This is a genomic window from Rugamonas rivuli (genome assembly GCF_009380165.1).
In the GTDB taxonomy this organism is placed as follows: Bacteria; Pseudomonadota; Gammaproteobacteria; order Burkholderiales; family Burkholderiaceae_D; genus Rugamonas; species Rugamonas rivuli.
This window is the reverse complement of record NZ_WHUF01000013.1, coordinates 1-21,170: the sequence shown is the minus strand read 5'-3', so window position 1 is coordinate 21,170 and position 21,170 is coordinate 1. Positions and strand designations below refer to the sequence as shown.

Below are 21,170 nucleotides of genomic sequence, written 5' to 3'. Positions count from 1 at the left end.
CTTTGCCTTGCCTGCGGCGGGCGTCGCGTTGCCGCCGTCAGCCGCTGCGTTATGGGATGCCGGTGCGCTCCTCACCGGTGTGGCTGGACGTGCACCGTCACCGACGCCTGAGGCGCGCAAGGTGTACACGGCCGTCGTGCAGGCCGATGGAAAACTTACCGGCATTCCCTTTTCCTGGCTGGCCTTGTCGGATGGCCAGCGGGCGTTGCTCGATCTACCACCGTCGTCGCACGCCGCCGACGGGCTGGGTGAACGCCGCGTCGCCTATCTGCGTGGCGAGCGGGGCGATGAAGGAACGCTGTTCCGCCGCCGCACCAGCGTACTCGGCGACTCCATCAACAGCACGCCGGTGCTGGTCGGCCCGCCATCCGGCGCCTCGCGGGATGCAGACTACCTTGCCTTCCTCGAACGCCACAAAAGCCGCCGCCCGGTGATCTACCTCGGCGCCAACGACGGCATGCTGCACGCCTTCGATGCCGGCAATGGCGGTGAACTTTACGCCTATGTTCCTGACGCCTTGATATCAGCGCTCAACCGCTTGCCCGACCCTGGCTATGTACACCGTGCCTACGTCGATGGCCCCGCCAGCAGCGGCGACGCGCTGATCGCGGGTAACTGGCGCACGGTGCTTGTCTCCGCGATGGGCGGCGGTGCGCAAGGCCTGTTCGCGCTGGATATCACTGATCCCGAAGCGCTGGACGAGCACGCCGTACTCTGGGAGTTCACCGACCGCGACGATCCCATGATGGGCAACATCACCACGCTGCCGCAAGTCATCAAGGTGCGCACCAGCCGTGGCGCGGGCGCGGCAACTTACCGCTACTTCGCCGTCGTCTCCAGCGGTCTGAATAATTACGCCCGCGACGGCCACTTGAGCGGCGCGGGCAAGGGCGCCTTGTTCCTGCTGGCGCTGGACAAGGCACGCGATGCGCCGTGGCGGCTGAACGTCAACTACTTCCGGATGGTCACGCCGATATCCGATCCGGCTATGGCCAACGGCCTGAGCGCCCCGGCGTTGATCGCCGACCGCGATGGCGCGTTGAACTACGCCTATGCCGGCGACCTGCAAGGCAATCTGTGGCGTTTCGATTTCAGCAGTTGGCCGGGCGCGGCGGCCAAGGCGCTGTTCATCGCCCGCGATGGCGACGGCAATCGCCAACCCATCGCGCAGCAGCCGATGGTGGCCTACGCATCGGGCGGCGGCTACCTGGTCCTGTTCGGCACGGGCAGGCTGTTCGACAGGAGCGACCTGGCTGCGGCCAGCTTCACCACGCAATCGTTCTATGCCATCCATGACAGCCTGTCCGTGCCGATGGATGTCGTCTCCGGCCGACGTCAACTCACCGAGCGCATGTTGGCGGCGTCAGGCGGCGATCTGCTGAGCATCGGCGGTGGCACGCTGGAGGCCGGCAGCAAAGGCTGGTATGTCGACTTTCTGCAGTCCGCGCGCACGGGGGAGCGCAGCATTGGCGGCGGCGGGCTGGTTGGCGGTGCGGTCGTCTTCAACACTTTGCTGCCGGGAGCGGACAAGTGCGATGCATCGCGCAGCCGAAGCTATGTGCTGCAAGCGCTGAGTGGCTTGCCCGGCGGGCTCAGTGCGGCCAGTGTTGCGCCCGCTGCGCCCATCGTCGGCGTGCTGCAACCGACTTACTCTGCCGTTCCGTCGCTTGTGCAGCAGTCGGTGAGCCGCGGCCCGCCCGATCCGACCGGACTGGTCGTGGTGGAGAAGGGCTACGCGGTCGTCAACGCGTCGGCGCGCGAGACTGCGGTGGTCGGCAGCGTCAAGGTACGCTTGCGATCCGGCCGGCTTAGTTGGCGCGAAGTGGCCAACTGGCGCGAGTTGCACGAGGCCGTCAAATGAAGCGCGCCCATGTCCGCGCGTTCAGCATGATCGAACTGTTGGTCGTGCTGGTGATACTGTCCGTGCTGGCCGCGCAGCTGCTGCCCAGCTTCCGGCAGCACGTGATACGCTCGCGCCGCTCCGAAGCGCAAGCCGCGCTGCTGCAACTGATGCAGCAGGAAGAGCGTTTCTACACGCAGGCCAATACCTACATCGCCTTCTCGTCCGGCGCGACGGACCCGGAAGCCCACCAGTTCAAATGGTGGAGCAGCAACGGCGCATCGACCAGCGCCTACGAAATCGAGGGCAAGGCCTGCGACGGCGAGCTGATCTCCCAGTGCGTGCAACTGATCGCCACGCCGGGCACCGCGATGGTCGACGCCAGTTTCCGCGACGAGGATTGTCGGCAGCTCAAGCTGACCAGCAGCGGCCTGCGCCTCGCCACCGGCCCCTCCACCCGCTGCTGGCCGTGAGACGCGCGCGATGCCAGGACTAGCCACCCGCCACGGCCACACGCTGACCGAACTGCTGGTCGTGCTGGTGTTGGCGACGCTGCTGTTCGGCGTGGCCGTGCCCAGCTATCAGGTCGCGCTCAAGCGCCAGCAACTGCAGATCGCCGTCAACGACCTGGTCGCCGCCATCAACCTGACGCGGTCGCATGCGATGGCGCGCGGCGGCAAGGTGCTGCTGGCGCCGCTGGAGGCTTCCGGCACTTCGTGGCGCCACGGCTGGGTCGTGTTTATCGACGATAATGGCAACCGCCGCCCCGATCCCGGCGAGCGGCTGCTGTTCCAGCATGGCGCCATCGCCGAGGGCATAGTCGTCGCGTCTGTTTTCTCGTCCGGTGCAGCGCCGCTCTACCTTGCTTATAATGCTGCAGGGCGTGCTTGCAGCGCCAGCAACAGCCTGGCCGCGCGCTGGGGCACACTGTCGCTGACGCAAGGCGAGAACGTGCGCAACATCAAAATCAATATGCTGGGCCGGGTGCGCGTGTGCGATCCGGCAGTGGACGGTGCAAGCTGCGCCAGCGCGACTGACTAAGGACAACGTGAACATCAGCAACGATCTCGAAGGCATGACGCTGGCGCTGGAATGGGCCGCGAAAGGGTTGTACACGACGTCGCCGAATCCGCACATAGGCTGCGTGATCGTGCGCGACGGGCAGGTGATCGGCGCCGGCGTCACGCAGCAGGCCGGCAGCGACCACGCGGAAATCCAGGCGCTGAAGGATGCGCAGGCGCGCGGCCATGACGTGCGAGGCGCCACGGCCTACGTCACGCTGGAGCCGTGCAACCACCACGGCCGCACGCCGCCGTGCTCGGATGCGCTGGTGCGCGCCGGCCTGGGCCGCGTGGTGGCGGCGATGGAAGATCCGAATCCGCTGGTGGCCGGGCAGGGCATGGCCAAGCTGGCCGCCGCCGGCATCGAGATCAGCACCGGCCTGTTGGCCGGGCAGGCGTACGAACTGAACATCGGCTTCTTCTCGCGCATGACGCGCGGCCTGCCGTGGGTGCGCATGAAGTCCGCCGCCAGCCTGGACGGCATGACGGCGCTGCACAACGGCGTCAGCCAGTGGATCACCGGCCCGGAAGCCCGCGCCGACGGCCATGCATGGCGCGCACGCGCCTGCGCCATCCTGACCGGCATCGGCACCGTCAAGGCCGACGATCCGCAGTTGAACGTGCGCGCGGTGGAGACGCCGCGCCAGCCGCGCCGCATCGTGGTCGACAGCAAGCTCGATATCGATCCGTCCGCCAAGGTCTTGCAGGGCGGTGGGACGTGGATCGCCGCGGCGGTGAGCGATCCCGAAAAGGAAGCGGCGCTGCGCGCTGCGGGCGCCGAGATCATCCTGCTGCCCAATGCCTCCGGCAAGGTCGACCTGCCCGAGCTGATGCGCGAGCTGGGCCGGCGCCAGATCAACGAGCTGCACGTCGAAGCGGGCGGCAAGCTGAACGGCTCGCTGATCCGCGAGGGCTGTGTGGACGAGCTGCTGGTCTACCTGGCGCCGACCTTGCTGGGCGATGCGCAGGGCATGTTCGCCTTGCCGGCGTTGACCGACCTGTCGCACAAGCAGCTGTTGAAATTTCACGAGGTTAAGCAGATCGGCGAAGATTTGCGTATCCTTGCACGATTCACTCATCAATAAGAGCACTCACATGTTTACTGGAATTGTCGCCGCTATCGGCAAAATTGAATCCGTCAAGCCACTCGAAGGCGGCTCGTTCGCGGGCGTGCGCCTGAACATCCACGCCGGCGGCCTGCCGCTGGCCGACGTCGCGCTGGGCGATTCGATCGCCATCAACGGCGCCTGCATGACGGTGGTGGAGAAGGATGACAGCAGCTTCCGCGTCGACGTCTCGCGCGAGAGCCTGAACTGCACCGTCGGCCTCGATACGCTGACCGAAGTGAACCTGGAAAAAGCGCTGACGCTCAACGAGCGACTGGGCGGCCATCTGGTGTCCGGCCACGTGGACGGCCTGGGCGTGGTGCGCAAATTCGAAGCGGTGGGGGAGTCGTGGGAGCTGGTGATTGAAGCGCCGCATGAGCTGGCCAAGTTCCTGGCCTTCAAGGGCTCGATCGTGGTCAACGGCGTGTCGCTGACGGTGAACCGCGTGACCGATATCGGCGCCGGCAAGGATCTGGTCTGCCAGTTCTCGATCAACCTGATCCCGCACACCATCGCCATGACCACGCTCAAGCACTTGGAAGTGGGCAAGCAGGTCAACCTGGAGATCGACCTGATCGCCCGCTACGTCGAACGCATGGTTTCGGTCGGTGCAGCGGGAAAATAAGCCGTGTAATGCCCGGGGCGCCTAAAAACCGGTGGCAAGCAAAGCTGGGTTGCGGATACGGCCTTCGTCTATCAGTTGGCAGCAGACAGCCAAAGCGTTTTGGCTGGCTTCCGCCGACGTTTCAAACTCCGTCACGACGGTGCTGGAGTCAATTCTGCCGATTTGCCGATACAGCTCCCAGTGGCCTTGCCATTTATCTTGTTCATTTTTACTGCTGAACGAGCGGACTTCAAACGATTTATAGCAGATGTGATAATTGATCATGAGATACATTGTTAGCTTTGCAAGCCTTATTCTAGCGGTTTGTATCGCTATGTATCAGAGTCCCGGCGGTAAATTTTATTACAGATGAGTAATATTGCTGTCTAGCGTACGCCGGCGACCTGGGGCGCGGACAGCGTGTTCAGGTAGGCGATCAGGGCGGCGCGCTCTGCCTGGTCGGTGACTTTGAAGTCCATGTTCTGCCCGGGGATGAATTGCTCGGGGTCGGTCAGCCAGCGGTCCAGCGCGGCGGCATCCCAGCGCGCCTTGGCCTGGCGCAGCGCCGGCGAGTAATCGTAGCCTTTGACGCTGCCGACGCGGCGGCCGACCAGCCCTCGATGCATGGGGCCGGTTTCGTTGCTGTCGACGGCGTGGCATTCCGCACAACGTTGCTGCCAGAGTTTTTGCCCCTCGGCGACTTGCCGGTCCGGCTCGGCACGGGCCATGGCGCACAGCAGCGCCATGGACAGCAGAGCCAGCAAGCGGGTGGTGGGTAACATGGCATTCCTCGTCAAATAGTTGTTCTTATTGCTTGTACGCAACAGGAAGGTGATTGGATTCAAATACTTTTTCAATGCAATCGCTGGAATGTTGATAAGAAATCCATGGGACGGGCTGCGAAGCCGGTCATTTGGCGGATAAAAGCGGCCTTTTACGGTGGGACGGGCGTAAATCCTTTAAAATAGCGCCCTGTTCTAGCTCCGCTACAAAGGATTAAAAATGTCAATTTCCAGCACCGAAGAAATCGTCGCCGAATTGCGCGCTGGCCGCATGGTGATCCTGGTCGATGAAGAAGACCGGGAAAACGAAGGCGACTTGGTGCTCGCGGCGGACTTTGTGACGCCTGAAGCCATTAATTTCATGGTCAAGCATGCGCGCGGCCTGGTCTGCCTGACCCTGACCGAAGAGCGCTGCGACCAGCTGAACCTGTCGATGATGTCGGCCCGTAACGGCACCGCCTTCGGCACCAATTTCACCGTGTCGATCGAAGCGGCCGAGGGTGTGACCACCGGCATTTCGGCGGCCGACCGCGCCAAGACCATCCAGGTCGCCGTCGCCAAGGATACCCAGCCGTCGGACATCGTCCAGCCCGGCCACATCTTCCCATTGAAGGCGCAAAAGGGCGGCGTGCTGATGCGCGCTGGCCATACCGAAGCCGGTTGCGATCTGACCGCGATGGCCGGCCTGACCCCGGCTTCCGTGATCTGCGAGATCATGAAGGACGACGGCACCATGGCGCGCCTGCCGGACCTGCTGGAATTCGCCAAGGAACACGGCCTGAAGATCGGCACCATCGCCGACCTGATCCACTACCGCAGCCGCAACGAGTCGCTGGTCGAGAAGATCGGCGAGCGTCCGCTGAAGACCGCCCAGGGCGACTTCCGCATGATCGCCTTCCGCGACAAGCCGAGCGGCTCGGCCCACCTGGCGCTGGTGCACGGCGATATCGAGAAGAGCAAGGAAACCCTGGTGCGCGTGCATCAGCCGGTGTCCATCCTCGACATCCTGGAATCGGAAGCGACCACCCACTCGTGGAACCTGTCGTCGTCGCTGGCGGCGGTCAAGGCGTCCGAGCGCGGCGTGATCGTGCTGCTCAACTGCGAGGAAACGGCGGAGCAGTTCTTCGCCCAGTTCGACGCGCTGGGCAAGCCGGAAACCAAGCCGAAGGGCCGCGCTGCCAGCATGGACCTGCGCAGCTACGGTATCGGCGCCCAGATCCTGCGCGAAGTCGGCGTCTGCAAGATGCAGCTGCTGGCCAGCCCGCGCAAGATGCCGTCGATGACGGGCTTCGATCTGGAAGTGACCGGCTACATGGCCAAACCCAACTAATTCAACCAACACACAAGAGGCACTCCATGACTGTAGGAAGCTACGAAACCAATTTGTCCGGCGACGGCCTGCGCATCGGCATCGTTCAAGCCCGTTTTAACGAAGATGTTTGCCACGGCCTGCTGTCGGCCTGCCTGGCCGAACTGAAGCACCTGGGCGTGGCCGATGAAGACGTGCTGCACGTGACCGTGCCAGGCGCGCTGGAAGTGCCGCTGGTGCTGCAGAAGATGGCCGAGTCGCAGCAGTTCGATGCGCTGGTCGCACTGGGCGCAGTGATCCGTGGCGAAACCTACCACTTCGAGCTGGTCTCGAACGAATCCGGCGCCGGCATCACCCGCATCGGCCTGGATTATGGTATTCCTATCGCTAACGCCATCCTGACCACCGAGAACGACGAGCAAGCCGAAGTCCGCATGGCCGAAAAAGGCGCCGATGCGGCGCGCGTGGCGGTGGAAATGGCCAACCTGACCATCGCCCTGGAAGAGCTGAACCAGGACCAAGGCGACGACGAGTAAGAACCAGTAGGAAACGGCGCAGTGTGCCGGTATGCGCCGGCGCACTGAGCCGGATTTTGTAAGTATTTAAGAACAGGTATAACCATGACAGATAAAATTTTGCACGCCAACCCCAGCAAGAACCGCACGCCGCGCCATCGTGCGCGCGAGTTTGCGTTGCAGGGTTTGTATCAGTGGCTGCTGAACAATGAAGACGCATCCACCGTGGTGAACAACATCCGCGCCGCGCACGGCTTCGACAAGGCCGACGGCGACCATTTCACCGTGCTGCTGTACGGCGCGATCAAGGATTCCGTAGCGCTGCGCGAAAGCTTCGCGCCGCTGGTCGACCGCGGCGTGGGCGAGCTGTCGCCGATCGAGCACGCGGTGCTGCTGATCGGTGCGTTCGAACTGAAGAACAACCTGGAAATCCCTTACCGCGTCGTCATCAACGAAGCGGTCGAGCTGACCAAGTCGTTCGGCGGTATCGATGGCCACAAATACGTCAACGGCGTGCTGGACAAGCTGGCCGCCCGTGTCCGTCCGGACGAAGTCGCCGCCGACAAAAAACGCTAAGCAGCGTTCGGTACTGTGCCAAGCCACCCAAGGTATCTTGTGGTGGCTTTTTTTATTTGGGGTTTGACGGGGAGGGGGCTGCGCCGCAGAATCCATTGATTTTAAATCAATGTCGAGGGCGCATCATCGAACTGCATTCCCTGAGCTTGGCGCGGACTTGGCGCCGCCGTGGCTGGCTGGCGCTGATCGCCGGGCTGCATCTGCTGGTCTTCCTGTGCTGGCGCGCGCCTGAGCGGTCCGTGGCGGCCGCTTTGGGGCGCCACGAGGCCATCACTTATATTCTGGCGCCCGCGAAGCGGCCGGCGCCGGTCCAGGCGCCTCGTCCTGCGGCCGCGCCGCGCATGACGCTGCGGACGCCCACGCCGCAGCCGGGGCCGGCGGTGCAGCCCGCTGCGCCGCCGGCCCCGCAGGCGATCACGCAGACCTTGCCGCCGCCGGACCCGTTCGCGCTGCCGGCCGCAAAACCGGTCGAGGACTTGCGGCAGCGCGCGCTCCAGAGCGCCGCTGCGGTCGACCGGCAATTGCGCAAGGAAGCCTGGCATCCGGACGCGAAGAAGATCGCCAACGACGCTACGCCGCTGAGCGCGGCCGTGGCCAGCGCCTACGTCGGCAACGACCAGGGCTTTACCACGGAAAACCTGACCACGCCGGATGGGCGCATGATGACCAAGGTGCGCACGCTGGGCGGCAGCACCTACTGCGGCACCAAGCAGTCGAACAACAGCACGGCCATCGATCCCTTCCGCGATGGCGTCAAAACCTTTGTCGCCACTTGCCCGAAACCCTTCGGCAAGTAGATGCCCGGCATATTTGACGGCAAGAGGGCCTTGCCCCATCATGCATTGTTTTTAAATTAACTGCGAAAGCCCGTTATCGAACTGCATACCTTGAACGCGGCGCCGGCCTGGCGCCGCCGTGGCTGGCTGGCGCTGATAGGCGGCGTCCATGTGCTGGGGTTTATCTGCTGGCGCTCGCCCGAGCGGCTGCATCCCTCACTGCCTTTGGCGCCGCAGCCGGGCATCACTTACATCCTGCCGCCGTTTGTGCCGCCGCCGGAGCGGCCGAAGCCGCTGCCCAGGCTGGCCCAGCCCGTTCGTGAACCGGTGGCGCCGCGCATGACGCTGGCGCCCGTTGCGCCGCAAGCTGTTCCGCTTCCCGTGGAGCCACGGACGCCTCAGGCGATCACCCAGACCACGCCACCTCCAGACCCGTTTGCGCTGCCGGCAGCCAAGCCGTCCGACGATCTGCTGCAGCGCTCGATCAAGGGCGCCGCCGCTGCCGACCGGCAGTTGCGCAAGGAAGCCTGGAACCCGCGCGACAAGAAGATCGCCAACGACACCACCGTGCTGGCCGATAAGTTGGGAAGCGCCTATGTCGGCAGGGAAGGCACGACCCAGGAGAGCATCACGCTCGACGACGGCCGCGTGATGACCAAGATACGCATGGCGAACGGCAGCACTTTCTGCGCGGTCAAGGAGTCGAACGGCGTGACCGGCGGCCGCGATCCCTTCCGCGACGGCATCAAGACCAAGATAACCTCCTGCTCGCGCTGATTGCTATTGCTACAGACGTAAAAAAGCCACCTCGCAAGGTGGCTTTGTTTTATCTGCGATCAGATCAGAGACCGGCGATCTGGGTGCCGCTGACCGACTTGTCTACCGCCGCGACCGGCGGGGTAGGCTTGGCTGGCGCTGCCGCCATCATCGGGGTAATGGTCGGTACTTTCTTGCCTGCCGAAACCTGCTTCAGGCGCTGGTATTCGGCCAGCACTTTCGAACCGTAGCCATCGTCATGCTCGAACGCCGCGGCGCCGACATAAATCTTCAGGCCGGCTTCGACCGAACCGCCACGGGTGACGTAGTCCTTCAGGATCAGCGAGCCGACACGGATGTTGGCCACCGGGTTCAGCGCTGCTTGCAGGCCGCCCATTTCCTGGAATTTATCGTGGTGCACCTTCGACATCACCTGCATCAGGCCTTGCGCGCCGACCGGGCTTTCCGCGAACGGATTCAGGCCCGACTCAATCGCCATCACTGCCAGGATCAGCAGCGGATCGAGCTTGATCTCGCGTGCCGTCAGGTAGGCGGTGGACACCAGCATGTTGGCGGCGTCGCCCGCTACGCGGTAACGCTTGGACAGCCAGGAGGTAACCCATTGCTGCTGCTTCTGCGTGCCCAGCAGGGCTTTTTCTTCGGCGGTCAGCGGTGCGGTGCTGGCGGCCGGGGTGGAGGACGGCGTTTCCATCAGGGCCGACAGCGGCGGCGCCACGACGGCAACGGTTTCGACTTCCGGTTCGTGGTTCAGGCTGTTGCTCAGTGCCTTGGCCAGGTCGGGACGGACAAACAGTACTGCCATTACTACTAAAGCGGTCACACCCAGAATGGTCAGAGTGTGTTGGGCGGTGGTCAGCACGCCTTTTGCCGAAACGCGAGTCGTGGAAAACCACGCTGCTGGCTGGCGAGCCATGGTGCGGGCAAACTGCGTTGCGCCGGTGATGCGATTGATCATATAGTTCCCCTGAAATGTCCGTAAAAGCGGGTCCCCGCCAGCGTTGAACGCAGCTAACCGGGTGCTAATGCCGTGCATCAGAAATTTCTCATCGTCCGCCGCCGCTGGGAGCGCGCGTTGGACGCCGTCATTGCTTGCTAGAGCTGATGTTTCCCTGTGGTATTCGATCAGTCGCAATACAACTTCTTTCGGGGGTAAGGCAGACGCCTTTTGAAAACACTCCTTAAAATGTCATGTGGAGCCCCGACTCCGTGAATGAATGAGCAACACATTTGTGTGGACCGCGTTCCGGGTTCAACCCGTGCTGGACCGTGTTCTCTTCAAGTAGGGCAAATTGTAGAAGCCGTTTTATATCAAGTCAATACTAACGCAATTGAAAGCTATAACTTTTAAATCTTACTTTTTTGCTTGTATTGCGGCTAAAACCAATAAAATCAACTACTTGACCTGTCTTTTTAAACAGTATGCTGCGTTGTAAGAAAAAATTAAAAAACGATGAAATATTCTGATTTGCGAGATTTTATTTCTCAACTGCAACGGATGGACGAACTTAAGCCCATTTTGGTGCCCGTTTCACCATATTTGGAGATGACCGAGGTTTGCGACCGCACTTTGCGGGCCGGCGGACCGGCTTTGCTGTTCCAGAATCCGACCGGACACAGCATGCCGGTGCTGGGCAATCTGTTCGGCACGGAGCGCCGCGTCGCGCTCGGCATGGGAGCGGACAGCGTCAGTGAGCTGCGCAAGATAGGCCACGTGCTGGCCCGCCTGAAGGAGCCGGAACCGCCGAAGGGTTTCAAGGACTTGATGGGCATGGGCTCGCTGGTCAAAGCCGTGTGGGACATGGCGCCCAAGGAGCTGCGCGGTGCGCCGTGCCAGGAAATCGTCTGGGAGGGCGCCGATGTCGATTTGTCGAAATTGCCGATCCAGCACTGCTGGCCTGGCGACGTCGCGCCTTTGATCACCTGGGGCCTGGTGATTACCAAGGGCCCTAATAAGAAGCGCCAGAACCTGGGCATCTACCGCCAGCAGGTGCTGGGTCCGAACAAGGTCATCATGCGCTGGCTGGCGCACCGTGGCGGCGCGCTGGACTTCCGCGAGCACGCCATACAGAGCAAGGGTCAGCCTTATCCGATCTGCGTCGCGCTGGGCGCCGATCCCGCTACTATATTAGGCGCGGTGACGCCGGTGCCGGACAGCCTGTCCGAATACCAGTTCGCCGGCCTGCTGCGCGGCAGCCGCACCGAGCTGGTCAAGGCCATCGGCAGCGAGCTGCGCGTGCCGGCGTCGGCCGAGATCGTGCTGGAAGGCCATATCTATCCTGATGAAAACCATCCGAGCGGCTATGAGCATGCGCTGGAAGGCCCGTACGGCGACCACACCGGTTATTACAACGAGCAGGACTCGTTCCCGGTGTTCACCATCGACCGCATCACGATGCGCCGCGATCCTATCTATCACTCCACCTACACCGGCAAGCCACCCGACGAGCCGGCGATCCTGGGCCTGGCGCTGAACGAGGTGTTCGTGCCGCTGCTGCAGAAGCAGTTCTCCGAGATCACCGACTTCCACCTGCCAGCCGAGGGCTGCAGCTACCGCATGGCGGTGGTGCAGATCAAGAAGCAGTACGCAGGCCATGCCAAGCGCGTGATGTTCGGCGTGTGGAGTTTCCTGCGCCAGTTCATGTACACCAAGTTCATCGTGGTGGTGGACGAGGACGTGAACATCCGCGACTGGAACGAGGTGATCTGGGCGATCACGACGCGCGTCGATCCGACCCGCGACACCACGCTGGTCGACAACACGCCTATCGATTACCTGGACTTCGCCTCGCCGGTGAGTGGCCTGGGCAGCAAGATGGGCATCGACGCCACCAACAAGTGGCCGGGCGAAACCACGCGCGAATGGGGCACCGTGATCAGCATGTCGCCGGACGTGAAGGCACGGGTGGATCAGATTTGGCAGGAGTTGGGGCTGTAGGTTATAATTGATCCCGGCGGGCCCCTGCGCATTGTGGCATGGCTAACCTGGTCAGGTCGGGAACGAAGCAGCCACGGCTATTAACCATAAGTGCCGCAGATCAGGCTCGCCTCCTTCGGGAAAATAAAAAAGCTGCCAAGGGCAGCTTTTTTTATTGGTCCATTCCCTTATTCGTCGTCCAGCGCCGCTTCCAGTGGCCGTTCCGACGCCACCATCAGCGGGTTCTCCTTCAACAGTGCGGCATCAGGCTTGAGCTTGATCAGGTTCTTCGCATCCGTGTTGTAGGCCGTGGCGCCCACCTTCAGCTGCGCCGGCTTGCTGAACTTGAACACCACCGTCTTAACGTTCGGCACGAACATGCTCATGGCCCCGGCGACCTTCTTGATGCCGGCATTCATCTGGCCTATGCTGCCCATGACTTGCGCGTAGTTCCATTGCGTGCCTTCCGGCAGCAGCGCCAGCACCTCCAGCGCGACGGCCGACTTTTCTTCCTTCGGCAGGCTGGTCATGATCTTGGTGTCGTCTGTCATCCATTTTGGATTCGGCACCAGGGCCATGCGGAAGTCGCCCGATAGCGGCGGCAGCTGCTGGCGTTCGCCGCCATGGACCACGGTCAGTACGACATCGGATGGCTTGTAGTTCTTGTTCTTGGGCTTGATGGCCAGGAAAACGCTGAGCTTGTCGCGCTCTGCGGCGGGCAGGGCGTAGAAGCGGTCGATGCGCGTATCTTCCACGAGCTTCTTATATGGCACCCATTCGCGTTCGTCTGCGTGGGCGGCGAGGGACAGCAACAGCAACGGCAGCAAGACAAGTTTCATCATATGTTTCCATGTTAAAAGGAAAACAAATTGTAAGACGCTTATGCCTGATTACCAAATCTGCTCATGCCTTGTTACAATTGCCGTTTTGGCGACCCTGACGCCGCAGCAGCTAGGCGGAGCAGGATAGGCCCTTTGCACCCGCTATCTACGGTAAAATCCCAGCATGTCCTATCAAGTCCTCGCCCGTAAATACCGCCCCAAGAATTTCGAAACGCTCGTCGGCCAGGAGCACGTCGTGCGCGCGTTGACGCACGCCTTGCACAGCGGTCGCCTGCACCATGCCTATCTGTTCACCGGAACGCGCGGGGTCGGCAAGACCACCTTGTCGCGCATCCTGGCCAAATCGCTGAACTGCGTGGGCCCGGACGGCAACGGCGGCATCACGCCGACGCCGTGCGGCGTGTGCGAAGCATGCACCGCGATCGATGCCGGCCGCTTTGTCGATTACATCGAGATGGATGCGGCGTCGAACCGCGGCGTCGACGAGATGGCGCAGCTGCTGGAGCAGGCGGTGTACGCGCCGAGCAATGCACGCTTCAAGGTCTATATGATCGATGAGGTGCACATGCTGACCAACCACGCCTTCAACTCGATGCTGAAGACGCTGGAGGAACCGCCGGAGCACGTCAAGTTTATCCTGGCGACCACCGATCCGCAGAAGATACCGGTGACGGTGCTGTCGCGCTGCCTGCAGTTCAATCTGAAGCAGATGCCGCCGGGCCACATCATCGGCCATCTGGACAATATCCTGGGGCAGGAGGGCATCAGCTTCGAGGCGCCTGCCTTGCGTCTGCTGGCCGCCGGCGCGCATGGTTCGATGCGCGATGCGCTGTCGCTGACCGACCAGGCGATCGCCTACGCCGCCGGTGCGGTGACGCTGGATGCGGTGCAGGGCATGCTGGGCGCGCTGGACCAGTCTTATCTGATCCGCCTGCTCGATGCGCTGGCTGCGCAGGATGGCGCGGATCTGCTGGCCGTGGCCGATGAGATGGCGACGCGCAGTCTGTCGTACAACGGCGCCTTGCAGGATCTGGGAACCTTGCTGCACCGGATCGCGCTGGCGCAGACGGTGCCGGCCGCGCTGCCGGAAGATTTGCCTGAGCATGCCGATATCGTGCGTCTGGCTGCCGCCTTCGATGCGGAAGAGGTGCAGCTGTATTATCAGATCGCTGTGCATGGCCGGAATGAGTTGGGATTGGCGCCGGATGAATATGCTGGCTTCTCGATGACCTTGCTGCGCATGCTGGCCTTTCGGCCCGGCGTAGGCGGCGCGGAGGGGCAGCCTGCGGCGGCGCCGGCCATGTCGCGCTCGGGTGCGGTGGCGGCGGCACGCGCTGCCGCGGCTCCGCCTGCGCGGGCGGCGGCGCATATGCAGGCTAGCCATGCCAGCGTGACGCCGGCTGCGGTGGTCGCCGGTGCTGCGGCCGCGATGGCGCGCAGCGAGGCGCCTGCTCCGGCGGCGTTTGTGGCTCCGGCCGCTGCTGCCCCGTCTGCCAGTGCGATGCCGCCCGTAATGAGCGCGCCAGCGGCGCCCGCACCTGTCGCCGCACCGTCGGCGATGCCGGCACATGCGGCGCCGGCGGCGCCTGAACCCGCAGCGGTGCCTGCACCGGCGGCATCATCTGCGCCGATGAGTCCAGCACGCGCTGCAATCAATGCTGCACTGGAGGCCGCACGCGCGGCATCCAAGCCGGGTGCGCGTTCGTCGTCGGCCAGCGCAGCACCAGCTGCTGCGGCCCCGGCAGTGACGCCGGCTGCCGCGCCATCGTCTCCGGCCGCATCCGCGCCCGGCTCTGCGCCAGCGGCGCCCGGCGGCTCAATGCCGCCATCGGACTTCGGGGCGGGAGCGGCTTCGCAGCCTGCCGGCTTTGCGTCCAGCGCGCCTTCGCAACCGCAGGCGCCAAGCGCCGCGTACACGCCGCCTGCCGCGCCGGTTGCCGTCGCGCCATCGCGCCCTGCGCCTTGGGAAGACATGCCGCCAACGATGGCCATGGGCGGCGACTCGCAAGCTGCCGTGCTGGAAGCGCCTGTCCGCCAGGTCGCGCCGCAGCAGGTGGCGCCGCAAGCCGCGCCCGCTTCCAAGCCTGCTCCCCAGCAGGCCGACGAAGAGGATGACCTACCACCCTGGGTCACTGAATTTTCCGACGACAGCGCGGTAGCGCAATCCGCGCCTGCACCGGCCTACGCGCCGTCGCGTTCGTCCGCGCCATCGCAAGGGCAGCCCTATGCGCCACAGGCCGCACAGCAGCAACAGCCGTCGAGCCAGGCATCGCACCACCAGGCACCGCCACCGCTGGCTTACGCCGACGAAGCGCAAGCCGTCGTCATGCCGGCCCGTGCCGCGCCTGCGCCGGCCAAGGCGCCGCACGCCTACGTCATCACGCCGGTGCCGGAACTGAACTGGGACGGCAACTGGCCCGCTGTGGCCGCCGCCTTGCCATTGCGCGGCGTGGCCCAGCAACTGGCCATGCAGGCCGAACTCATCGAATGCAGCATCGACGGCAACGCGGTCGTCTTCAAGGTCCGCGTACCGATCGAAACCTGGCGCACGCCGGGCAACGTGGAAAAGCTCACCGTCGCGCTGACCGAACGCTTCGGCCGCGCGGTGCGCGTGGAGACCGAACTGGGCGCCGTCTGGTACACCGCCAGCGCCGAAGCCCAGGCGCATCGCGAAGCCTGCCAGCGCGCCGCCGAGGAAACCGTCGCCAACGATCCCTTTGTGAACAGCCTGATACGCGAGTTCGACGCCTGGGTGGTGCCGGGCTCCATCACGCCGCCGCCCGCCATCGCGGCAGCGGCAGCCAACTGATCACGTCCTTAACTTTCAATACACGGAGAATTCCATCATGATGAAGAACCAACTGGCCGGCTTGATGAAACAAGCGCAAGCAATGCAGGACAACATGAAGAAGGCGCAGGACGCGCTGGCCCTGATCGAAGTCGAAGGCCAGTCCGGCGCCGGCCTGGTCAAGGTCGTGATGACCTGCAAGAACGACGTCAAGCGCGTGTTGATCGACCCGTCGCTGCTGGCCGACGACAAGGACATGCTGGAAGACCTGGTCGCCGCCGCCTTCAACGACGCCGTGCGCAAAGCCGAAGCCACCTCCGCCGAGAAGCTGGGCGGCCTGACCGCCGGCATGAACCTGCCGGCCGGCTTCAAGATGCCTTTCTAAGGGCAGCTGCCGCTTAGCACTCCATGTCCAAATCGCTGGAATTTCTGACGGAAGCGTTACGCCGTCTGCCCGGCGTCGGCCCCAAGTCGGCGCAACGGATGGCGTTTCACTTGCTGCAGCATGACCGCGAAGGCGCGGACATGTTGTCGCGCGCATTGCACCAGGCGGTCAACGCCGTGCACCACTGCGCGCTGTGCAATACCTTCACCGAAGAAGACGTCTGCGACACCTGCAACGACGAGCAGCGCGACCGCCGCCTGCTGTGCGTGGTGGAGACGCCGGCCGACCAGCTGATGATCGAGCAGACCCTGACCTACAAGGGCCTGTACTTCGTGCTGATGGGACGGCTGTCGCCGCTGGACGGCATCGGTCCCAAGGACATTCATCTGGAAAAACTGGTGGCGCGCGCCACCGACGGCCTGGTGACGGAAGTGGTGTTGGCCACCAATTTCACCAACGAGGGCGAGGCCACCGCGCACTACATCAGCGAGATGCTGAAGGCGCGCGGCCTGCGCGTGAGCCGGCTGGCGCGCGGCGTGCCGGTTGGCGGCGAACTGGAGTACGTGGACGCGGGCACCATCGCCCGCGCCATGCTGGACCGAAGGGCGACATGACTACGAACAATTCCGGCCCATTGGCCGGCATCAAGGTACTAGAACTGGGCACGCTGATCGCGGGCCCTTTTTGTGCGCGCATGCTGGGCGAGTTCGGCGCCGAGGTGATCAAGATCGAGTCGCCCGACGGCGGCGATCCGATCCGCAAATGGCGGGTGCTGAAGGACGGCACCTCGCTGTGGTGGTCGGTCCAGTCGCGCAATAAAAAATCGCTGACGCTGAACATGAAGCATGCGCGCGGCCGCGCCATCGCGCGCCAGCTGGCGCTGGAAGCGGACATCATCATCGAGAACTACCGCCCCGGCGTGCTGGAGAAGTGGGACCTCGGCTACGAGCAGTTGAAGGCCGTCAATCCCGCCACCATCATGGTGCGCCTGTCGGGCTTCGGCCAGACCGGGCCGATGAAGGACTTGCCCGGCTTCGGCGCCATCGGCGAATCGATGGGCGGGCTGCGTTACGTGTCCGGCCATGCGGATCGGCCGCCGGTGCGGGTCGGTGTATCGATCGGCGATTCGGTGGCGGCGCTGCATGGCGTGATCGGTGCGATGATGGCGCTGCGCCACCGCGACGCCACCGGCGGCAAGCTCAAGGGCGAGGGCCAGATGGTTGACGTGGCCTTGTACGAATCCGTATTCAACCTGATGGAATCGCTGGTGCCGGAGTTCGACCACGCGGGCGTGGTGCGTGAGCGCACCGGCGGCGCGTTGCCGGGCATCGTGCCATCCAACACCTACACCACCCGCGACGGCGAGAACATCGTCATCGCCGGCAACGGCGACGCGATCTTCAAGCGGCTGATGCTGGCCATGGGCCGCATCGACCTGGCCGGCGATCCGCAACTGGAACGCAACGACGGCCGCGTGCAGCGCACGCAGGAAATCGACGCTGCGATCCAGGCCTGGTGCGATACGCAGGACATCGACAGCGCGCTGACCGTGCTGAAGGCGGCCGATGTGCCGGCCGGGAAAATCTACTCGGTGCGCGACATGATGGTCGATCCGCAATTCCTGGCGCGCGGCATGTTCGAGCAGCACCAGTTCGCCGATGGCACGCCGGTCAAGCTGCCGGCGATCTCGCCCAAGCTGTCGGCCACGCCCGGCCACACCAAGTGGATGGGGCCGACGCTGGGCGAGCACAACGACGAGATCCTGCAGTCGCTGGGCTACAGCGCCGCCGACATCGCCGCGATGAAGGAAGACGGCGCGCTCTAGCCCGGTTTTAGATCTGGGCGGACTTCATCGAGCGTCCGCTGTCGCCGCTCATGACGCCGTTCAGCGCGAACTGCTGGCCCAGCATCAGGTGGATCGATTCCGGCGGCGACGGGTGGCCCAGGTAGTAACCCTGCGCCATGTCGCAGCCGAACTGTTCCAGCAGCACCAGTTGGGCGCCAGTCTCCACGCCTTCCGCCACCACCGCCATTTTCAAGCCATGCGCCATCGCGATGATGGCGCGCGTGATGGCGGCGTTTTCCGAATCCTGCGGCAGGCCGCTGATGAAGCTGCGGTCTATTTTCAGCGCCCGCACGTCGAAGCGCTTGAGGTAGTTCATCGACGAGTAGCCGGTGCCGAAGTCGTCGATCGACAGGTAGACGCCGATGCCGCGCAACTGCTCCAGCGTGACCATGGTGGCGCGGGCATCGTCCATCAGCGTGCCCTCGGTCAGCTCCAGTTCCAGCAGCTCGGCCGGCAGGCCGGTCTCGTGCAGCGTGGACAGCACGATCTGCGTCAGGTTCTCATCCTTGAATTGTTTGGCCGACAGGTTGACCGCCACCCGCACCGGACGCTGGCCCATCTGCTGCCACGCCATCGCCTGCTGGCAGGCGGTGCGCAGCACCCATTCGCCGATCGGCACGATCAGGCCGGTCTCCTCGGCCAGCGGGATGAACTCGGTCGGCGAGATGATGCCGCGCTCCGGGTGGCGCCAGCGCACCAGCGCCTCGACGCCGACGATCTGCGCGCTGGAGACGTCGATCTGCGGCTGGTACAGCAGGTAGAGCTCGTCGTTCTGCAAGGCCTTGCGCAGGCCGACTTCGAGCTGGACGTGGCTCATGATCTGCATCGTCAGCGACGAGCTGTACAGCTTGGCGTTGTTCTTGCCGCAGTTCTTGGCGTGGTACATCGCCGTGTCCGCGTACTTGAGCAGGGAGTTGCAGTCCTCGCCATCCTCGGGGTATAGCGAGATGCCGATGCTGGCGGTGACGAAGATTTCGTGCGTGTCCAGCAGGAAGGGGCGGCGCATCGCTTCCTTGACGCGGTGGGCGACGTTGAGGGCGTTCTCCACCCGCTCCAGGTCGGGGATCAGGATGGTGAATTCGTCGCCGCCCAGGCGCGCCAGGTTGTTGCTGCCGACTTCGGTGCGCGAGACCAGGTCGCTGGGCCGCGTGGTTTCGCGCAGGCGCTCGGAGACGGCCTTGAGCAGATGGTCGCCGACATCGTGGCCCAGCGTGTCGTTGATGCGCTTGAAGGCGTCCAGGTCCATGAACAGCACGGCGAACTTCTTGTTGCCCTTGCGCGAGCGCACCAGTTCGGCCTCCAGCGTTTCCAGGAAGGCTTGGCGGTTGGGGATGCCGGTCAGGCTGTCGCAGTAGGCCAGGCGGCGTATCTGTTCCTCGGTGCGCTTGCGCTCGCTGATGTCGCGCACCAGGCCCAGCACCTCGTCGGGGCCGGTGGCCACCAGCCGCGCTTCGAAGTGCCGCACCGGCGCCGGCACCGCGTGCTCGCCCTGGCGCACGCGCGCGGCCGCGCCGGGGATGGGCAGTTCGTAGTCGAGCGAGCGGATGTGCTGGGTGTCGAGCACGGTCTGCACCTGTTCCAGCATGTGTTGGGCGATGTCGTCCGGCAGCACCTGGTTCAGGTGGCGGCCGACGCACTGCTCGCTGGCGAACACGCTGCTCGCTTCGTGGCCCTGTTCGTAGTCGAGGTAATAGCCTTCCTTGTTCATGCGGAAGAAGGTGTCGGGGATGGCGGCCAGCACGGCGCGGTGGTGGGCGTCGGCGATGCGCAGGCGGGTGATGGCGTCGCTGGCGCGCAGCACGTACAGCACGCGGTGGCCGAGGATGGGCCAGTTGATCGGCTTGGAGACGAAATCGGTGGCGCCGGCCTCATAGGCCAGCGTCACGGATTCGAGCTCGTCGCCGCCCGTCACCATGATGATGGGCACGGTGGACTGGGTTTCCATGCGGCGGATTTCGCGGCACACGGCAAAGCCGTCCATGCCGGGCATGTCGACGTCGAGCAGCAGCAGGTCCGGCGTCAGGCGCTGGTAGCAGGCCACGGCTTGCAGGCCGTCTTCGGCCTCGACCGCGTCCAGGCCGACCTGGGCCAGCATTTCCAGCATCAGCAGGCGCATCACGGGATCGTCGTCGGCGACCAGGACCAGGCCGCGCTTGGGGGAGGTGGGCGTCGCCATGTCATATTTCCTTTTCCAGGATAGCTCCCAACGCCTGCCGCACGGCCTGGAAAGATCGTTCCATCTCGGCCAGCAGGATGGCGGCGCCGGCGGTGGTGTCGTTGCGCCCCAGTTGCTCCATCTCCTTGCTGTGCTGCGCCAGCGCGACCGCACCGACGTTGGCGCTGCTCGATTTGAGGCTGTGGGCTGCCTTGCGCAGCTGCACGGTATTGCCGGTGGCAATGGCCTGTTGCAGCGCGCGCAGGTGGCTGGGGGTGTCGTCGAGATAGGCTTGCAGCACGCGCTCCAGCAGCGCGTTGCCGTTGCTGGCGCTCAGGGCGCGGATGTTGTCCAGCGCCTGGCGGTTGATCTCGCCGCCGAACGCGGTGGCGGCTGGGGCGGGCTCTGGCGCGGGCGGCACGGGCGCTTCCTGCGCGGCAGGCGCGCGCGGCAGGCTGATCCAGCGGGCGATGGTCTGCCCCAGCGCCTGCTGCGTGAAGGGTTTGCTCAGGTAGTCGTCCATGCCGGCGGCCAGGCAGGATTCGCGGTCGCCCTGCAGCGCGTTGGCGGTGATGGCGATGATGGGCAGGTTGCGCGCGCGCCCGCGCTGCTGCTCGTGGCGGCGGATTTCCGTGGTTGCGGCGAAACCGTCCATGACCGGCATCTGGCAATCCATCAGGATCAGGTCGAATTCGCCGGCCTGCACCGAATGCAGCGCTTCCTCGCCGTTGCAGGCGCGGCTCACTTCCAGCCCCAGCCCTTCAAGCATGGCGCTGGCGACTTCGACGTTGACCGGATTGTCTTCCGCCAGCAGCACCTTGCGCCGCTTGCGCGCGCGCGGGGCCGGCGTGGGGCCAGGGCTGAGCGCGGCCAGCGGCGGGGCGACCGGGGCGG

21 protein-coding genes and 1 other RNA gene are annotated in these 21,170 nt (G+C 64.3%); 16 read left to right on the top strand and 6 right to left on the bottom strand.

Annotated features, from left to right (window positions below):
• The first annotated feature begins 121 nt into the window (after window positions 1-121).
• The 5 genes from GEV01_RS29810 to GEV01_RS29790 are packed head-to-tail and all read left to right on the top strand — an operon-like array spanning window position 122 to window position 4,632.
• Window positions 122-1,861 (top strand): pilus assembly protein, encoded by a 1,740-nt coding sequence (locus tag GEV01_RS29810; RefSeq protein ID WP_328595664.1) that lies wholly within the window; start codon window positions 122-124, stop codon window positions 1,859-1,861.
• Window positions 1,858-2,313, top strand: a complete 456-nt coding sequence (locus GEV01_RS29805) for a type IV pilin protein (protein ID WP_152809933.1) — start codon at window positions 1,858-1,860, stop codon at window positions 2,311-2,313. The genes GEV01_RS29810 and GEV01_RS29805 overlap by 4 nt, the downstream gene beginning before the upstream one ends.
• A gap of 10 nt (window positions 2,314-2,323) precedes the next feature.
• Window positions 2,324-2,881, top strand: coding sequence for a GspH/FimT family pseudopilin (locus GEV01_RS29800; RefSeq protein ID WP_152809931.1), 558 nt, complete (start codon window positions 2,324-2,326; stop codon window positions 2,879-2,881).
• Window positions 2,882-2,888: 7 nt separating this feature from the next.
• Complete coding sequence (ribD, locus tag GEV01_RS29795; RefSeq protein WP_328595663.1) at window positions 2,889-3,986, top strand: bifunctional diaminohydroxyphosphoribosylaminopyrimidine deaminase/5-amino-6-(5-phosphoribosylamino)uracil reductase RibD; 1,098 nt, start codon at window positions 2,889-2,891, stop codon at window positions 3,984-3,986.
• 10 nt (window positions 3,987-3,996) lie between these two features.
• The gene (locus tag GEV01_RS29790) at window positions 3,997-4,632 is read left to right on the top strand and encodes a riboflavin synthase (protein WP_152809929.1); all 636 of its coding nucleotides are present in this window, start codon (window positions 3,997-3,999) and stop codon (window positions 4,630-4,632) included.
• Window positions 4,633-4,653: 21 nt separating this feature from the next.
• On the opposite strand, the gene GEV01_RS29785 is transcribed toward GEV01_RS29790, so the two are convergent.
• Window positions 4,654-4,896: a hypothetical protein gene (locus GEV01_RS29785; RefSeq protein WP_217428535.1), complete on the bottom strand. Its 243-nt coding sequence runs from the start codon at window positions 4,894-4,896 to the stop codon at window positions 4,654-4,656.
• A gap of 101 nt (window positions 4,897-4,997) precedes the next feature.
• A complete protein-coding gene (locus GEV01_RS29780; protein WP_152809925.1) occupies window positions 4,998-5,393 on the bottom strand; it encodes a c-type cytochrome in 396 nt (131 codons plus the stop codon).
• Window positions 5,394-5,613: 220 nt separating this feature from the next.
• Between GEV01_RS29780 and ribBA the strand changes: the two genes are divergently transcribed.
• The 5 genes from ribBA to GEV01_RS29755 all read left to right on the top strand — a co-directional run bounded on the left by ribBA (window position 5,614) and on the right by GEV01_RS29755 (window position 9,346).
• On the top strand, window positions 5,614-6,723 hold the full coding sequence (gene ribBA / locus GEV01_RS29775) for a bifunctional 3,4-dihydroxy-2-butanone-4-phosphate synthase/GTP cyclohydrolase II (RefSeq protein WP_152809923.1): 1,110 nt from the start codon (window positions 5,614-5,616) through the stop codon (window positions 6,721-6,723).
• Window positions 6,724-6,749: 26 nt separating this feature from the next.
• Window positions 6,750-7,238, top strand: a complete 489-nt coding sequence (gene ribH / locus GEV01_RS29770) for a 6,7-dimethyl-8-ribityllumazine synthase (RefSeq protein ID WP_008446743.1) — start codon at window positions 6,750-6,752, stop codon at window positions 7,236-7,238.
• A gap of 84 nt (window positions 7,239-7,322) precedes the next feature.
• Complete coding sequence (gene nusB / locus GEV01_RS29765; protein WP_008446744.1) at window positions 7,323-7,793, top strand: transcription antitermination factor NusB; 471 nt, start codon at window positions 7,323-7,325, stop codon at window positions 7,791-7,793.
• 146 nt (window positions 7,794-7,939) lie between these two features.
• Window positions 7,940-8,590 (top strand): hypothetical protein, encoded by a 651-nt coding sequence (locus GEV01_RS29760; RefSeq protein ID WP_235914637.1) that lies wholly within the window; start codon window positions 7,940-7,942, stop codon window positions 8,588-8,590.
• A gap of 90 nt (window positions 8,591-8,680) precedes the next feature.
• The gene (locus tag GEV01_RS29755; RefSeq protein WP_152809920.1) at window positions 8,681-9,346 is read left to right on the top strand and encodes a hypothetical protein; all 666 of its coding nucleotides are present in this window, start codon (window positions 8,681-8,683) and stop codon (window positions 9,344-9,346) included.
• A gap of 64 nt (window positions 9,347-9,410) precedes the next feature.
• Here GEV01_RS29755 and GEV01_RS29750 read toward each other — a convergent pair whose 3' ends face one another.
• Window positions 9,411-10,259: a transglycosylase SLT domain-containing protein gene (locus tag GEV01_RS29750; protein WP_175023306.1), complete on the bottom strand. Its 849-nt coding sequence runs from the start codon at window positions 10,257-10,259 to the stop codon at window positions 9,411-9,413.
• 537 nt (window positions 10,260-10,796) lie between these two features.
• Between GEV01_RS29750 and ubiD the strand changes: the two genes are divergently transcribed.
• Both ubiD and ffs read left to right on the top strand, forming a co-directional pair.
• Window positions 10,797-12,281 carry a 4-hydroxy-3-polyprenylbenzoate decarboxylase gene (ubiD, locus tag GEV01_RS29745; RefSeq protein ID WP_152809918.1) on the top strand — a complete coding sequence of 495 codons (1,485 nt, stop codon included), beginning with the start codon at window positions 10,797-10,799 and terminating at the stop codon, window positions 12,279-12,281.
• Between the two features lie 15 nt (window positions 12,282-12,296).
• An RNA gene (gene ffs / locus GEV01_RS29740) (signal recognition particle sRNA small type) lies at window positions 12,297-12,395 on the top strand.
• A 53-nt stretch (window positions 12,396-12,448) separates the two neighbouring features.
• Here ffs and GEV01_RS29735 read toward each other — a convergent pair.
• Window positions 12,449-13,102, bottom strand: a complete 654-nt coding sequence (locus tag GEV01_RS29735) for a DUF2987 domain-containing protein (RefSeq protein ID WP_152809917.1) — start codon at window positions 13,100-13,102, stop codon at window positions 12,449-12,451.
• A gap of 163 nt (window positions 13,103-13,265) precedes the next feature.
• Here GEV01_RS29735 and dnaX point away from each other — a divergent pair, with 163 nt between their 5' ends.
• From dnaX to GEV01_RS29715, 4 genes are read left to right on the top strand one after another with little or no spacing between them, the layout of a single operon-like run.
• Window positions 13,266-15,911, top strand: a complete 2,646-nt coding sequence (gene dnaX, locus GEV01_RS29730) for a DNA polymerase III subunit gamma/tau (protein ID WP_152809916.1) — start codon at window positions 13,266-13,268, stop codon at window positions 15,909-15,911.
• A gap of 37 nt (window positions 15,912-15,948) precedes the next feature.
• Window positions 15,949-16,275, top strand: coding sequence for a YbaB/EbfC family nucleoid-associated protein (locus GEV01_RS29725; protein ID WP_152809915.1), 327 nt, complete (start codon window positions 15,949-15,951; stop codon window positions 16,273-16,275).
• Window positions 16,276-16,298: 23 nt separating this feature from the next.
• Window positions 16,299-16,889 (top strand): recombination mediator RecR, encoded by a 591-nt coding sequence (recR, locus tag GEV01_RS29720; protein ID WP_008446752.1) that lies wholly within the window; start codon window positions 16,299-16,301, stop codon window positions 16,887-16,889.
• A complete protein-coding gene (locus GEV01_RS29715) occupies window positions 16,886-18,100 on the top strand; it encodes a CaiB/BaiF CoA transferase family protein (RefSeq protein ID WP_152809914.1) in 1,215 nt (404 codons plus the stop codon). The genes recR and GEV01_RS29715 overlap by 4 nt, the downstream gene beginning before the upstream one ends.
• A 7-nt stretch (window positions 18,101-18,107) precedes the next feature.
• Here the strand turns inward: GEV01_RS29715 and GEV01_RS29710 are convergent, their stop codons facing one another.
• Together GEV01_RS29710 and GEV01_RS29705 are read right to left on the bottom strand one after the other, a co-directional pair.
• Window positions 18,108-20,297, bottom strand: coding sequence for a putative bifunctional diguanylate cyclase/phosphodiesterase (locus GEV01_RS29710; protein ID WP_152809913.1), 2,190 nt, complete (start codon window positions 20,295-20,297; stop codon window positions 18,108-18,110).
• Window position 20,298: 1 nt separating this feature from the next.
• Window positions 20,299-21,170 (bottom strand): response regulator (locus GEV01_RS29705; RefSeq protein ID WP_152809911.1); only part of this gene is annotated, 872 nt, incomplete at its 5' end.